Here is a 13,844-nt window from a genome sequence, read left to right as displayed (position 1 = left end):
CGCCGGGGACGTGGCGGGCCGGGCTCAGCCGGTGGGGGCGCCGAACCACTCGGGCAGCCGGCCGAGCAGCTCCCGCTGGTCCTCGCCGACCCACGCCACGTGGCCGTCCGGCCGCAGCAGCACCGCGGGCACGTCCAGTTCCTCGCTGACGTCGACGATGTGGTCGACCCGGTCCGCCCAGCCCGCCACCGAGAGCCGGCCGGTCCGGTCGAGCAGCAGCCCCCGGCCGCCGTGCATCTGCCCGTAGAGGTGGCCGCGCTTCAGCCGTACGTCCCGCAGCCGCCGGCCGAGCAGTTCGTGTCCCTCGCCGAAGTCGTAGCGGACCGCGATCGCGGAGATCTTCTCGATCAGGTACCGGTTCACCTCCTCGAACTCCATCAGCTCCGACATCAGCCGGCGCACCGCGCGGGGGCCCGGCTCGGTGGACAGCAGCTCGATCTGCGCGCGGGTGTTGTCCAGTACGTCGGCGGCCACCGGGTGCCGTTCGGTGTGGTAGCTGTCCAACAGCCCTTCCGGCGCCCAGCCGTTGACCTCGGCGGCCAGTTTCCAGCCGAGGTTGAACGCGTCCTGGATACCGAGGTTGAGCCCCTGCCCGCCGGTCGGCGGGTGGATGTGGGCCGCGTCGCCGGCCAGCAGCACCCGGCCGGTCCGGTAGCGCTCGGCCAGCCGGGTGGCGTCGCCGAAGCGGGAGAGCCAGCGCGGTGAGTGCGCGCCGAAGTCGGTGCCCGCGAGCTTCCGCAGCTGCCGCTTGAGCTCCTCCAGGGTCGGCGGGACCGTGCGGTCCTCGGCCGTCCCGTCGGCGGGCACGATCACCCGGTACGTCCCGTCCCCGAGGGGCATGGTGCCGAACCGCATCTGTGTCCTGCGGACTTCGGCCACCGTGGCGGCCAGCGTCTCCGGCGACACGGTCAGCTCCACCTCGGCCAGCAGGGTCTCGACCCTGGAGGGCTCACCGGGAAAGCCGACCCCGAGCAGTTTGCGTACCGTGCTGCGGCCGCCGTCGCAGCCCACGAGGTAGCGCGAGCGCAGCGCCGTACCGTCGGCCAGCTCGGCGGTCACCCCGTGCTCGTCCTGGCTCAGGCCGACCAGCTCGCGGCCGCGCCGGATCTCGGTGCCCAGCTCGACGGCATGCTCGGTCAGCAGCCGCTCGGTGGTGAGCTGCGGGATGCCGAGGACGTACGAATGCGCGGTGTCCAGCCGGTCGGGCCACGACGTGCCGAGCCCGGCGAAGAAGCCGCCGACCTCGTACTGCCGGCCCAGCGCGAGGAACTTCTCCAACAGACCGCGCTGGTCCATCACCTCGACGCTGCGCGCGTGCAGGCCGAGGGCGCGCGAGCGCCGGTTCGGCTCCGCCATCCTGTCCAGCACGAGCGCGCCCACACCGTGCAGCCGCAGCTCGCCGGCCAGCATCAGCCCGGTAGGCCCGCCGCCGACCACGATCACGTCAAACATGAAATCCCCACCCGTTCAATGAACCGCATCGTGCCGGCTGCTCCGCTCCGCGCGAGTCCCGCCATCGGGGCAAAAGCACTCGTACTTCGCGAATACCTGATTTCCTCAGGTTCCGGCTTCGGTTGGGGATTCTGCATCATGACCGGGGTCTTGCCGCAAGGCCCCGGGTGCGCTATACGTTGAGAGTGGCAAGGAGCGAGCGATCTCCTTGCCTTTTGTTTTTTCCCGTCCACCGCGAGGCGACGGGCGAGCCCCTTCCGGTCCCCCCGGCACGCCGCTGCTCCGTGCGGGTGGTGGGCGACTGCTCCGTGCGGGTGGCAGGCGACACTATTGCAAGCACCTGCTTGCAATAGTTAGCAGACCTGTTGCAGTATCGAGTCATGGCATCACTCAACGTCGGCAATCTCGGCGAGTACCTGCGCGACCAACGACGCGCGGCGCAGCTCTCACTGCGGCAGCTCGCCGATGCCGCCGGGGTGTCCAATCCCTACCTCAGCCAGATCGAGCGCGGCCTGCGCAAGCCCAGTGCGGAGGTTCTGCAGCAGGTCGCCAAGGCACTGAGGATCTCCGCCGAGACGTTGTACGTACGGGCCGGGATCCTCGACGAGCGGGAGCGGGAGGAGCTGGAGACGCGGGCGGTGATCCTGGCCGACCCGTCGATCAACGAGCGCCAGAAGAACGTGCTGCTCCAGATCTACGACTCCTTCCGCAAGGAGAACGGGTTCGAGCCCGATCCCGAGCCCGGGTCCGATGCCGGTACCGACGCAGCCACACACCCTCACAGCTAGTTCTGATGATCCGGGAGGACCACAGTCATGGCCATCACCGATGACCTGCGCAAGACCCTCACCGACCCCACCCCCCTCTACTTCGCCGCCGGTACGGCGGACCTGGCCGTGCAGCAGGCGCGCAAGGTCCCGGCGCTGATCGAGCAGCTGCGGGCCGAGGCGCCCGAGCGGATCGAGGCCGTACGCAACACCGACCCCAAGGCCGTGCAGGAGAAGGTGACCACGCAGGCCAAGGAGGCCCAGGCCACCGTGCAGGCGAAGGTCACCGAGGTGTTCGGATCGTTCGACACCGACCTGAAGAAGCTGGGCGAGAGCGCTCAGGACCTGGCGCTGCGCAGCCTGGGCGTGGCCGCCGAGTACGCGGTCAGGGCCCGTGAGACGTACGAGAAGGTCGCCGAGCGCGGCGAGCAGAGTGTGAAGACCTGGCGCGGTGAGACGGCCGACGAGATCGTCGAGATCGCCGCCGTGGTGGATGCCGGGCCGAAGGCGAAGCCCGCGGCCGGGCCGGCGGCGGGTCCCGCGTCAGCCGCCAAGCCCGCGCCCGCCGCGAAGAGCGAGCCGAAGGCCGCGTCTGCCACCACTGCCAAGCCCGCTGCCACCGCGAAGCCTGCCACCACCGCCAAGCCCGCTGCCACGGCGAAGCCCGCCTCGGTCAAGCCCGCCGAGGCCAAGGCCGCGCCCGCCCGGAAGGCGCCCGCCCCGCGCAAGCCCGCGGCGAAGAAGCCCACCCCGCCCGCCGGGAAGTGACCCCGGGCGGTCCACGCGGAGCCGTCGGCCGAGTGGCCGGGGCGCGGACCGGGCACCTATACCGGTGGCCGGTTCGTTCTCCGGGTAGCTTGGCCGCAGGGCGCCCATCCACTCACTAGGCGGTAGACACCATGTTGCTCACAGGTTTCGGCACACTCGTCGGGCTGCTCTACCTGGCCATGCTGGTGCTGGCCGTGATCGCGCTGTTCTTCGCGGTGACGGCCCGCGAGGACGCCTACCGTGCGGCGGACAAGCAGAAGAAGTCGTTCTGGCTGATCATTCTCGGCATCACGGTGGCCGTGAACCTCTTCGTCCCGATGCTGTTCCTCCAGCTCGCGGGCACGGTCGCGTCGATCGTGTTCATGGTCGACGTACGGCCCGCGCTCAAGGCGGTCTCGGGCGGCGGCGGCCGTCGCGGCGGGTCCAGCAGTGACGGCCCGTACGGCCCCTACAACGGCGGGCGCTGAGCGCTCGCCGCGCGGGTGGACGCCGGTACGGGGCGGGAGCGCGGTGCGCTGCCGCCCCGTCGGCGTATCCGCTCCTGGTCGCGGTCGAGCAGCAGCACCGCCACGTCGTCGGTCAGCTCGCCGCCGTTCAGTTCCCGCACCTGCGTGACCGCCGCCTCCAGCAGTTCCTCGCCGGCCAGCCCGCGGTCCAGCTGGCCGTTGATCATGGCGACCATGCCTTCCTGACCGAGCCGCTGGGTGCCGGTCGGCCCGACGCGGCCCTCGATCAGCCCGTCCGTGTACATCATCAGGCTCCAGGAGCCGCCCAGTTCGACCTGGCGTCGCGGCCAGCGGGCGCGCGGCAGCAGACCCAGGGCCGGGCCGCCGTCCTCGTACGGGAGCAGCTTCGCGTCCTGTCCGCGGCGGGCGATCAGCGGTGCGGGGTGGCCCGCCAGGCAGAGTCCGGCGCGGCGGCCGTCGGGGGAGATGTCGACGGTGCAGAGCGTCGCGAAGATCTCCTCGCTCTCCCGCTCGTGCTCCAGGACCTGCTGGAGCGTGGAGAGCAGTTCGTCCCCGCACAGTCCCGCCAGCGTCAGCGCCCGCCAGGCGATGCGCAGTTCGACGCCGAGCGCCGCCTCGTCCGGGCCGTGTCCGCAGACATCGCCGATCATCGCGTGGACCGTGCCGTCGGGGGTGCGGACCGTGTCGTAGAAGTCCCCGCCGAGCAGGGCGCGGCTCCGGCCGGGCCGGTAGCGGGCGGCGAAGCTCAGATCGGAGCCGTCCAGGAGCGGGGTGGGCAGCAGTCCGCGTTCCAGCCGGGCGTTCTCCTGGGCGCGGAGACGGGACTCGGTCAGCTGGTGCTGGGCGATGTCCGCCCGCTTGCGCTCCACGGCGTAGCGGATGGCGCGGCTCAGCAGCCGGGCGTCGAGTTCGTCCCGGAAGAGGTAGTCCTGCGCGCCGACCCGTACCGCCTCGGCGGCCAGCTCCGCGTCGTCCTCGGCCGTGAGCGCGAGGACGGCGTGCCGGGGTGCGATCCGCAGTACGTGGGTGAGCGCCGTCAGCTCGTCCGCGCGCCCGGAGGGGGCTTCCGGCCCCGTCCCGGTGTCGCTGTGGCGCGCCTCGGCGCTCAGGGGCAGGGGCAGGGCCAGGTCCAGCAGGATGCAGTCGACGTCGTCGGTGAGGAGCCGTTCCGCCTCGGTGAGATTGCGGGCGGTACGGATACGGACCCGGGTCCCGGCCGACAGTTCGGGTACGGCGATGGTGCCCGCCGGGTCGTCCTCGATCACCAGAAGGGTGAGGTCGGCGCCATGGGTGGTCTCCGCAGCGGGAACGGCACGGTGCTGCGGTACGGGTACGGGCATCGGTTCGGGTTTCCTTCCCTCCCCCCGAGGGTGCGGCGGGACGACGATCGACGACCTGCCAGACGGGGACCATAGCGGTCCGTGGCAGGGGAACGGAATGGCGCGCGGGGATCGGCCACTGTCATATGCGCAGCCATAAGCCGCGTCCCGGCACGGATCCGGCGAGATGCGCCGCCCCGGGGCGGGGGCGGAGGCCATGACAAACATCACGCGCCGTGGGGCCGGGGCGTGGCCCCGCTCACGTGGCCCCGCTCACGTGATCCGGTCGACGCGGCCGGCCGATTCGTACGGCGGACACCGGCAGCGGCTCCGCGCCGCTGCGCCAGTGCCGCCACTCGTCCGGCGTGGACCCCCGTACGTCCGCGGCGATGTCCCGGACCCGGACCCGGACACGGACCCGGACCCGGACCCGGACCCGGACCTCGTGCCCGGCCCCCGGTCCCTACTTGTCCGGTCCCTACTTGTCCGGGCGGACCACTCCCAGGATCCGCATCGAGCCCGCGCCCGCCAGTGTGACGTTCCGGCCGGGGCGCGGGGAGTGCACGATGGCGCCGTCGCCCACGTACATCCCGACGTGGCTGGCGTCGCTGTGGTAGATGATCAGGTCGCCGGGGCGCATGTCCTTGATGTCGATGCGCGGCAGTTGGCGCCACTGCTCCTGCGAGGTCCGCGGAATCGGACGCTTCGCCGCCGCCCAGGCCTGTGAGGTCAGTCCCGAGCAGTCGTAGGAGTCGGGGCCCTCGGCGCCCCAGACGTACGGCTTGCCGATCTCCCGGGTCGCGAAGGCCACCGCCTTCTTGCCGCTCGCGCTCGCCTCGCGGTTGATGTCCTTGAGCGCGCCGGAGGAGAGCCACGCGGTCTGCGCCGTGTACTCGGCCTCCTGCTCCAGCTTGAGGAGCCGGGCCAGTTCCTTCTTCTCCAGCTGCGATTCGAGCTTCTTCGCCGCCTCGATCTGCGCGTTGATCTTCTTCTTGGCCTTGGCCTGCTTGAGCCGGTTGGTTTCGAGCTTCTGCCAGTTGAGGCTCGCGTCCTGGGTGTAGGTCTCCAAGTCCTCCTGGGTCCTGTTCAGTTCCGCCAGGACCTGCTTGGAGGCCTGCTGGCCCTGACGGACCTGGTTGACCCCGTCCAGGAAGAGCTGCGGGTCGTCACTGAGGACCAGTTGCGCACCCGGCGGCAGCCCGCCGTTGCGGTACTGCTCGCGGGCCTGGGCGCCCGCCTGGTTCTTCAGCTCCGCGATCCTCGCCTGGCCGTCGACGATCGCCTTGGCCAGCTTGACGATCTCGCCGGACTGCTTCTCGGTCTGCTCCTCGGCGAGGTTGTACGCGTCCGTCGCCGCCCCGGCCTTGCGGTAGAGGGTGTCGATCTCCTGGCGGACCTCTTCGAGGCTCTTCTTCCCCGGCTTCGGGGGAGCGGTGGGGGAGGGCTCCGGAATCGGTGCGGCCATGGCCTGGACCGGCGCGGTCAGCACGGCCAGCGCGCAGACCAGAGCGATCGCGGCAGCGGCACAGTGGCGTCGGTTCACAAGCTCCCCCTCCGGGCGAATGCAACAAAAGTCAGGTATCGCGCATATGACTTACCGTCAGTAACTTCTCGGCAACGTCGCGATCGTGCCATGTCACCCCGTAAAGCAACAGGGCCCGACCGCGGCTGACACGTCACACCCCTCTGCCAAACCCCCTGTCACACCCCTCTGTCAAACCCCCCTGCCACACCCTGCCCCGGCTGACGCACGTCCCGTAGATACGGGACGAACGATGAGTCGGCGACGTTCCCGGGAGCGGCGATCTGCGGTGTGCCGCGCGGTTCAGCCCCCGCCGGGGCGCAGGGCGGTCCACGGCACGGTGATCTCGCCCTGCCGCCACCGGCGTACGCCGTCCGTCGTCGGCCAGTCGGTACGGAGCGCGCGCACGGCCGCGATCCAGCGCTGCCGGGCGCCCAGTGAGGCGTACGGGGCGGCGGAGGCCCAGGCCCGGTCGAAGTCGCGGAGGAAGGCGTGCACCGGCTCGCCCGGAACGTTGCGGTGGATCAGTGCCTTCGGCAGGCGCTCCGCGAGATCGGAGGGGCGCTCCAGCGAACCGAGCCGGGTCGCGAAGGTGACCGTCCGCGGGCCTTCCGGCCCCAGTGCCACCCACACGTGCCGCCGTCCGATCTCGTCGCAGGTGCCCTCGACGAGCAGCCCTTCGGGGGCGAGCCGCGCACACAGCCGCTCCCAGACCTCGGCGACCTTGTCCTCGTCGTACTGGCGCAGCACGTTCGCCGCCCGGATCAGCTGAGGCCGCTCCGGGAGCGGGATCTCGAAGCCGCCGTGGAGAAAGGTGAGCCCGTCGCGTTCGTACGGCTTCGCCGCGGCGACCCGGTCCGGGTCGATCTCGACACCGGCCACCGAGGTGCGCGGCTCGACGGTGCGCAGGCGCTCCAGCAGCTCTACGGCGGTCCAGGGGGCGGCGCCGTAACCGAGGTCGACGGCGAGGGGGGAGGCGGCGCGGTGCAGGGCCGGGCCGTGCACCGCGGCGATCCAGCGATCCATACGGCGCAGCCGGTTGGGGTTGGTGGTCCCGCGGGTCGCGGTGCCGATGGGGCGCTGGCGCATGCACCGAGCGTATGTGACGGGCGGGGGCGGGCCGACGGGTGGACGGGCGGGGGCGGGCCGGCGGGTGGACGGCCGGTCGTCCCGGACCGCTTCCGGTCATTCATACGTAATTATTTGGCAAAGCGGAAATGAAAGGTGAGATTCCGCTGTTCTCGCCCTTCGGAGGGACCGCGTGCCCCTTCGAAGGCATGCCCTGAGCAAGGAGGAACGGACGACGTGAGTCAGTACGTCTCTCGGCTCGGCCCCACCCGTGTGGCGCCGCGTATCAGGTTCCCCGGAGGCTTCCCCGGATCGCACCGCAAGCCGCGCCGTATCGCGATGCTCTCCGTGCACACGTCCCCGCTCCACCAGCCGGGTACCGGCGACGCGGGCGGGATGAACGTCTACATCGTGGAGCTGGCCAAGCGCCTCGCCGCGATCGACATCGAGGTCGAGATCTTCACCCGGGCCACCACCGGCTCCCTGCCCCCGGCGGTGGAGCTGGCGCCCGGTGTCCTGGTCCGGCACGTCGACGCGGGGCCGTACGAGGGTCTGGCCAAGGAGGACCTGCCCGCCCAGCTCTGTGCCTTCACGCACGGCGTGATGCAGGCGTGGGCCGGTCAGCGCCCCGGCCACTACGACCTCGTCCACTCCCACTACTGGCTCTCCGGCCAGGTCGGCTGGCTCGCCGCCCAGCGCTGGGGTGTCCCGCTCGTCCACGCCATGCACACCATGGCGAAGGTCAAGAACGCCGCGCTCGCCAAGGGGGACACCCCCGAGCCGGCCGCCCGGGTCATCGGCGAGACCCAGATCGTCCGCGCCTCCGACCGGCTGATCGCCAACACCGCGGAGGAGGCCGACGAGCTCGTCCGCTTCTACGAGGCCGACCCGGCGGCCGTCGCCGTCGTGCACCCCGGGGTCAATCTGGAGCGCTTCCGTCCGGCGGACGGGCGTGCCGCCGCCCGTGCCCGCCTCGGTCTGCCGCAGGACGCCCTGATCCCGCTCTTCGCGGGCCGTATCCAGCCGCTCAAGGCCCCCGACGTGCTGCTGCGCGCGGTGGCCGTGCTCCTGGACCGCGAGCCCTCACTGCGTACCCGGATGGTGGTGCCCGTCGTCGGCGGTCCCAGCGGCAGCGGGCTCGCCAAGCCGGAAGGTCTGCAGAAGCTGGCCGCGCGCCTGGGCATCGCCGATGTCGTACGGTTCCACCCGCCGGTCGGGCAGGACCAGCTCGCCGACTGGTTCCGGGCCGCGTCCGTGCTGGTCATGCCCTCGTACAGCGAGTCCTTCGGGCTGGTCGCCATAGAGGCCCAGGCGGCCGGCACCCCGGTCGTCGCGGCGGCGGTGGGAGGCCTTCCGGTGGCGGTACGGGACGAGGTCAGCGGTTTTCTGATCCCGGGGCACGATCCGGAGGCGTACGCGCGGGCGATCGGCCGGTTCGCGGACGCGCCCGGACTGGTCGACCGGATGGGTGCGGCGGCCGCCGCGCACGCCCAGTCGTTCGGCTGGGACACAGCGGCTTCGGCGACGGCCGACGTGTACACGGCCGCGATGTGCGACCACCGTCGCCGGGCCCGGACCCACCACGGCTGAGGGCCTGACCTTCCAGGCCGGGACGGACCTTCCAGGCCGGACCTTCCATGGCTGGGGCCCGGACCTTCCCCGGCGGGGCCCTGACCTTCCCCGGCGGGGCCCTGAGCCCTTCCCCGGCTGAGGGCTGCCTCCGGCGGCGTACGAGATGCGTGCGCCCGTCTCCTCTGTCGTACGCTCGCCCCATGGCTGACGTACCCGACGAGACAGCAGCGGCGCAGGTCATCGAAGCGACCCTGAACGAGGCCGGGCTCGAATGGGAGAGCCCGGGATCCGGCAGCTACGTGGTGAAACTGCCCGGCACCCGCAAGCTGTCCACCACCTGTTCCCTGCTCGTCGGGAAGCACTCCCTCTCCCTCAACGCGTTCGTCGTCCGGCATCCGGACGAGAACGACGCGGCCGTCCACCGCTGGCTGCTGGAGCGCAATCTGCGCCTCTTCGGCGTGAGTTACGCGATCGACCCGCTCGGCGACATCTATCTGGTCGGCAAGCTTCCCCTCTCCGTGGTCACACCGGAGGAGCTGGACCGGCTGCTGGGCACCGTCCTCGAAGCGGCGGACGGTTCGTTCAACACACTTCTGGAACTGGGCTTTGCCAGTGCGATCCGCAAGGAGTACGCCTGGCGGGTGTCGCGCGGCGAGTCCACGCGGAACCTCGACGCGTTCACCCATCTGATCCAACGCCCGTCCGCCCCCTGACGAATTCGGCGAAGCGGCGGTCATTCTCCTGGCCGTGCCCCATGTCATGCCCACCGCCACCGCAGGTATGACCGTCGTGCCACAGGCGTGGAGGCTGCTCAGGGTCGTGGTGATCATGGAGCGAACAGGGGACGGGGCGGAGGGCGGGTGGCAGGCGGTCCCCACAGCGTCTTCACAAGTCGATCACAGCAGAATCACGATCATGCCGGGTGGGCGGATATTCCGATGTTCGGACAGGTGTCCGATCGTAGGCTGTGGCGTACTGCGACGGTGCGTCCCGGTGGCGTGACGAACTGCCGCACGGGGGCCGTGCCGTTGCTCCATGAGACGGAGAGATGAACCATGCGCGCCACCGCTGTACGCCGTACCGCCCTCGCCGCTTCCGTGGCGTCCCTTGCCCTGCTGGCCACGGCATGCGGCGGTTCGTCCGATGCGTCGGGCTCGGACGGCAAGGGCGGCGGCGCGAGCGGTGCCGCGGCCGGGGACGGCGCCGGGCGGAAGCCCGCCGTGAAGACCCTGACCGCCGCGGAACTGAAGAAGGCGTCCCTGGTCCAGGGCGACGTCAAGGGCAACAAGATCGCGCAGGCGGGCCCCGGCGACCAGGTGAAGGCGGGCAGCGTCACGGTCGACAAGAAGGAGTGCGAGCCCTTCGCCCACGCCTACCTCGGCGTCGAACAGGGCGAGCCGGTCGCGCGCACCCAGCGCACCGCCGTCAGCGAGCCCAAGAAGACGGACAAGGGCACCTCGCTGGAAGACCTCGCCGAGATGCCGGAGGGCGACGCCGAGGACGCGTTCGCCGCGGCCTTCGACCTGACGTCCACGCTGGTCTCCCTCTCCTCGTACGAAGGTCAGGGGGCGCCGGAGACCCTGGCGGCCGTGCGCGAGTCCGCGGCCAAGTGCGGCGGCGGGTTCAGCATCACGATGGACGGGGACACGCAGAAGGTCGCCGGGCTCACCGAGGAGAAGGTGACCGGCGGGGACGAGGCCATCGGCTGGACGGTGACGAGCGAGAGCGAGGGCAAGCAGGTCCCGTTCAAGCTGGTGGCGATGCGCCGGTCGGGCACGTTCGCGACGTTCGTCTCCTTCAACCTGGCCGCGACGGGCGGCAGGGCCGAGGGCTTCGAGCTGCCGACCGCGATCGTGACCGCTCAGGCGGCGAAGCTCTCCTGAGCCGGGACCAAGGGCGCGCCCGTGCCGTTGGCCTGACGTCGATTCAGGGCAGCGGCACGAGCCGGACGACGGTGACGGTCAGCACGGAACCGGAGACGTAGTAGAGGACGATGGCGCCGAAGACCGTTGCCTCGCGCCGGTCGTGCTCGCTCTTGACGGCGGACGACCCGTGTCCGTACGGATCGCTCCCCAGGGTGCGGGCCATCTCGTCCCGGAAGGACTCGCCGTCCCTCATCTTGGCCAGGGTGTCGTCGGCGGGCGGTGCATAGGAGATGCGGAAGCTCAAGCTACGCTCCGCCTCTCGGCCTCGTCCTGCGCCAGCCGGTCCAGAATCCGTTCGGCCTCGGGATCGGGCACGGCCTCCAGCATCCAGTGCCGCATCACGGCCTGGATCTCATGCACACCCGCCTCGTTGATGGCGCGGTCGAACTCCTCGCGTCTCTCCTCGGGCAGGGTGGCCCGGATGTCCGGAATGCTGTTGGGCACCTCGACTTCGGTGCCGCCGACGAAGGTCTTCAGGGACTCGCCCATGACTGATCTCCCCGATCTCCTTGCCCTTGACGCCCGGTTGGCCCGCTCCGGCGCTCGCTGAGCGCGGGAGTGGGGGACACGCTATCGGGTGGCGGTGACACCCGGTCGAACGGCGAGGGAACGTGCCCGGCTGTCAGTGGGTGCCCGTACATTTCCGGTATGGCTGAGAAACCGAGCGACCTCTGGCGCCGACAACTGACCGAGGAGGCGGCCGGACTCGCCGCCGGCACCCTGACTCCGGAACACGCCTTCGCGACACAGCTGTTCCCCGAATCCCTCGTGACCGCGACGGACGAGACCCTCGACTCCTTCGAGGCCGGGATACGCACCCTGGGCACGCCCTCGGACGACGAGATTCTCTCCGCGGTCGAGCGCGTGGTCCTCGCTCTGAACGCGGTCAACGAGGCCCACGGCGGAGCGGGTTACGAGACGGGCGAGCGCGAGCTGCTCTGCGAGTACATCGACGCGACCCTCACGGAGAGCGGTGTCGATGTGACGGCACTGGCCGAACGCAACGGGATGGACCGGTACGAGATCACGGACGAGTGGCGGGAGTGGTAGACGGGGCGGCTTCGCCGCGGCCGGGAGGACCGGCCGCGGCGAAGCCGTAGGAAGGGCCCCTGCCCCGTGACTACTTGACGTCCACGAAGTCGCCGGCGGAGGTCACGGCCGGGGTGGTCGAGGTGCCCGCGAACTTGTAGCGGAAGTAGCCGTCCGCGGACGCGGTGACCGTCGCCTTGAGGGAGCCCGTCGAGGACGAGGTGACCGTCTTGACGTCGGTGTACTTGGTGGAGGTCTTCTTGCGGTACTGCAGCGTCACCTTCTGCTTGGTGTAGCCCCTGTACGTGTGGGTGTCCCAGTTGGCCCGGGACAGCAGGCCGGTGACGGTGAGGGTCTTGCCCTTCTTGACGGGCTCGGGCGAGGCGTTCGCGGTGAGCCGCGAGTTGCGCTGCACCTTGAACGTGGTGGCCGCGTCCCGGTGGATGTAGTTGGCGTCGTTGGCGGAGACCAGCGTGCCGAGCTTCCAGGTGGCCGCCGCGCTGTTGCCGACGAACCCGGTCGACGCCTGCGGGTCGAACGTCAGCGTGCCCGTGCAGGTCGAGGTGGTGGCGCTCGCCTTGACGCACGTGATCTCGTCGTCCCAGATCTGGGCGTAGTTGGGCGTCGGGCCGAAGGCGCTGATGTACGTGGTCCTGGCGATGCCCGAATTGTCCGAGGCGGTCACCGAGACCTTGGCGGACACCACCTTGGTGGTGCCGACCACGACCGGCTTGCCGCCGTTGATGACGACCTTGTCGATCGTGATGTCACCGCTGCCGCCGTCCGCCGCCTGGGCGGAGGTGGCACCGACCGCGCCGGCGACCAGCGCGAAGGTGGTGCCGAGCAGGGCGATACGAGTGGTTGTGCGCATGAACGTCCCCCCACGGGATTCCTTGGTCGATCAAGGGGAGCCTACGGCGTTGGCCAACGGTTCACCACGCGGTTGTTCGACGCCGCCCGCGCGGGCCCGGACCGAGGCGGGCCCGGACCGAGGCGGGCCCGAAACGCACGAAGGCCCCTGGTCCCGCACCGGCGGTGCGGGACCAGGGGCCTGATCGCGGTCCCTACTTCTTCTTGCCCTGGTTCTTCACGGCCTCGATGGCGGCCTTCGCGGCGTCCGGGTCGAGGTACGTGCCGCCCGGCTTCAGCGGGCGGAAGTCGGCGTCCAGCTCGTAGGCGAGCGGGATGCCGGTCGGGATGTTGAGGCCCGAGATGTCCTCGTCGGAGATGCCGTCCAGGTGCTTGACCAGGCCGCGGAGGCTGTTGCCGTGGGCGGCGACCAGGACGGTCTTGCCGTCGAGCAGGTCCGGGACGATGCCGTCGTACCAGTACGGCAGCATGCGGACGACGACGTCCTTGAGGCACTCGGTGCGCGGGCGCAGCTCCGGCGGGATCGTCGCGTAGCGCGGGTCGTCGCTCTGCGAGAACTCGGTGCCGTCCTCAAGGGCCGGCGGCGGGGTGTCGTACGAGCGGCGCCAGAGCATGAACTGCTCCTCGCCGAACTCGGCGAGCGTCTGCGCCTTGTCCTTGCCCTGGAGGGCGCCGTAGTGGCGCTCGTTCAGGCGCCAGGAGCGGTGGACCGGGATCCAGTGGCGGTCCGCCGACTCCAGGGCCAGCTGGGCGGTGCGGATCGCGCGGCGCTGGAGCGAGGTGTGCAGGACATCGGGGAGCAGACCGGCGTCCTTGAGCAGCTCACCGCCGCGGACTGCCTCCTTCTCGCCCTTCTCGGTGAGGTTGACGTCCACCCAACCGGTGAACAGGTTCTTCGCGTTCCATTCGCTCTCGCCGTGGCGGAGGAGGATCAGCTTGTACGGTGCGTCGGCCATGAGCCCGAGCGTAATCGAACCCCCTCAGCCTCCGCGCGCCCGGCCACAGGGCGGACAACGGACGCCGACCGGGGTGGCGGGGCGGGGCGCCGGGCCGGGTGGCCGTGGCCGACGTGGCGGCCGGGCGGT

At 70.8% G+C, this 13,844-nt stretch carries 15 protein-coding genes; 7 read left to right on the top strand and 8 right to left on the bottom strand.

What is annotated here, in order from left to right:
• Positions 1 to 24 precede the first annotated feature (24 nt).
• A complete protein-coding gene (rox, locus tag OHA98_RS37130) occupies positions 25 to 1,452 on the bottom strand; it encodes a rifampin monooxygenase (RefSeq protein ID WP_266932208.1) in 1,428 nt (475 codons plus the stop codon).
• Positions 1,453 to 1,832: 380 nt separating this feature from the next.
• Here rox and OHA98_RS37125 point away from each other — a divergent pair, with 380 nt between their 5' ends.
• The 3 genes from OHA98_RS37125 (at position 1,833) to OHA98_RS37115 (ending at position 3,454) form a co-directional block, all read left to right on the top strand.
• Complete coding sequence (locus OHA98_RS37125; RefSeq protein WP_266932206.1) at positions 1,833 to 2,240, top strand: helix-turn-helix domain-containing protein; 408 nt, start codon at positions 1,833 to 1,835, stop codon at positions 2,238 to 2,240.
• A 27-nt stretch (positions 2,241 to 2,267) separates the two neighbouring features.
• The gene (locus OHA98_RS37120; protein ID WP_266932204.1) at positions 2,268 to 2,987 is read left to right on the top strand and encodes a hypothetical protein; all 720 of its coding nucleotides are present in this window, start codon (positions 2,268 to 2,270) and stop codon (positions 2,985 to 2,987) included.
• 131 nt (positions 2,988 to 3,118) lie between these two features.
• Positions 3,119 to 3,454 carry a DUF2516 family protein gene (locus tag OHA98_RS37115; RefSeq protein WP_266932202.1) on the top strand — a complete coding sequence of 112 codons (336 nt, stop codon included), beginning with the start codon at positions 3,119 to 3,121 and terminating at the stop codon, positions 3,452 to 3,454.
• On the opposite strand, the gene OHA98_RS37110 is transcribed toward OHA98_RS37115, so the two are convergent.
• The 3 genes from OHA98_RS37110 to OHA98_RS37100 form a co-directional block, all read right to left on the bottom strand.
• The gene (locus OHA98_RS37110; protein ID WP_266932200.1) at positions 3,436 to 4,794 is read right to left on the bottom strand and encodes a PP2C family protein-serine/threonine phosphatase; all 1,359 of its coding nucleotides are present in this window, start codon (positions 4,792 to 4,794) and stop codon (positions 3,436 to 3,438) included. The genes OHA98_RS37115 and OHA98_RS37110 overlap by 19 nt on opposite strands.
• Positions 4,795 to 5,251: 457 nt before the next feature.
• Positions 5,252 to 6,316, bottom strand: coding sequence for a C40 family peptidase (locus OHA98_RS37105; RefSeq protein ID WP_266932198.1), 1,065 nt, complete (start codon positions 6,314 to 6,316; stop codon positions 5,252 to 5,254).
• 282 nt (positions 6,317 to 6,598) lie between these two features.
• Entirely contained in the window at positions 6,599 to 7,384 is a 786-nt protein-coding gene (locus OHA98_RS37100) for a class I SAM-dependent methyltransferase (RefSeq protein ID WP_266932196.1), read from the bottom strand.
• Between the two features lie 216 nt (positions 7,385 to 7,600).
• On the opposite strand from OHA98_RS37100, the gene mshA reads away from it, so the two are divergent.
• From mshA to OHA98_RS37085, 3 genes are all read left to right on the top strand, one after another.
• Positions 7,601 to 8,953, top strand: a complete 1,353-nt coding sequence (gene mshA / locus OHA98_RS37095) for a D-inositol-3-phosphate glycosyltransferase (protein WP_266932194.1) — start codon at positions 7,601 to 7,603, stop codon at positions 8,951 to 8,953.
• A 182-nt stretch (positions 8,954 to 9,135) separates the two neighbouring features.
• Positions 9,136 to 9,648: a YbjN domain-containing protein gene (locus OHA98_RS37090; protein ID WP_266932192.1), complete on the top strand. Its 513-nt coding sequence runs from the start codon at positions 9,136 to 9,138 to the stop codon at positions 9,646 to 9,648.
• Positions 9,649 to 9,990: 342 nt separating this feature from the next.
• Positions 9,991 to 10,818 (top strand): hypothetical protein, encoded by an 828-nt coding sequence (locus OHA98_RS37085; protein ID WP_266932191.1) that lies wholly within the window; start codon positions 9,991 to 9,993, stop codon positions 10,816 to 10,818.
• 43 nt (positions 10,819 to 10,861) lie between these two features.
• Here the strand turns inward: OHA98_RS37085 and OHA98_RS37080 are convergent, their stop codons facing one another.
• Positions 10,862 to 11,104, bottom strand: coding sequence for a hypothetical protein (locus OHA98_RS37080; protein ID WP_266932189.1), 243 nt, complete (start codon positions 11,102 to 11,104; stop codon positions 10,862 to 10,864).
• Positions 11,101 to 11,349, bottom strand: a complete 249-nt coding sequence (locus OHA98_RS37075; protein ID WP_266932187.1) for a hypothetical protein — start codon at positions 11,347 to 11,349, stop codon at positions 11,101 to 11,103. The genes OHA98_RS37080 and OHA98_RS37075 overlap by 4 nt, the downstream gene beginning before the upstream one ends.
• A gap of 159 nt (positions 11,350 to 11,508) precedes the next feature.
• Here OHA98_RS37075 and OHA98_RS37070 point away from each other — a divergent pair, with 159 nt between their 5' ends.
• Complete coding sequence (locus OHA98_RS37070) at positions 11,509 to 11,910, top strand: hypothetical protein (RefSeq protein WP_266932185.1); 402 nt, start codon at positions 11,509 to 11,511, stop codon at positions 11,908 to 11,910.
• 70 nt (positions 11,911 to 11,980) lie between these two features.
• Here OHA98_RS37070 and OHA98_RS37065 read toward each other — a convergent pair whose 3' ends face one another.
• Together OHA98_RS37065 and OHA98_RS37060 are read right to left on the bottom strand one after the other, a co-directional pair.
• The gene (locus OHA98_RS37065) at positions 11,981 to 12,760 is read right to left on the bottom strand and encodes a calcium-binding protein (RefSeq protein WP_266932184.1); all 780 of its coding nucleotides are present in this window, start codon (positions 12,758 to 12,760) and stop codon (positions 11,981 to 11,983) included.
• Positions 12,761 to 12,953: 193 nt separating this feature from the next.
• Positions 12,954 to 13,715: a phosphoglyceromutase gene (locus OHA98_RS37060; protein ID WP_266932183.1), complete on the bottom strand. Its 762-nt coding sequence runs from the start codon at positions 13,713 to 13,715 to the stop codon at positions 12,954 to 12,956.
• Positions 13,716 to 13,844 lie beyond the last annotated feature (129 nt).

This window comes from Streptomyces sp. NBC_00654 (assembly GCF_026341775.1).
Lineage (GTDB): Bacteria > Actinomycetota > Actinomycetes > Streptomycetales > Streptomycetaceae > Streptomyces.
This window is presented reverse-complemented; position numbering and strand designations above follow the sequence as displayed.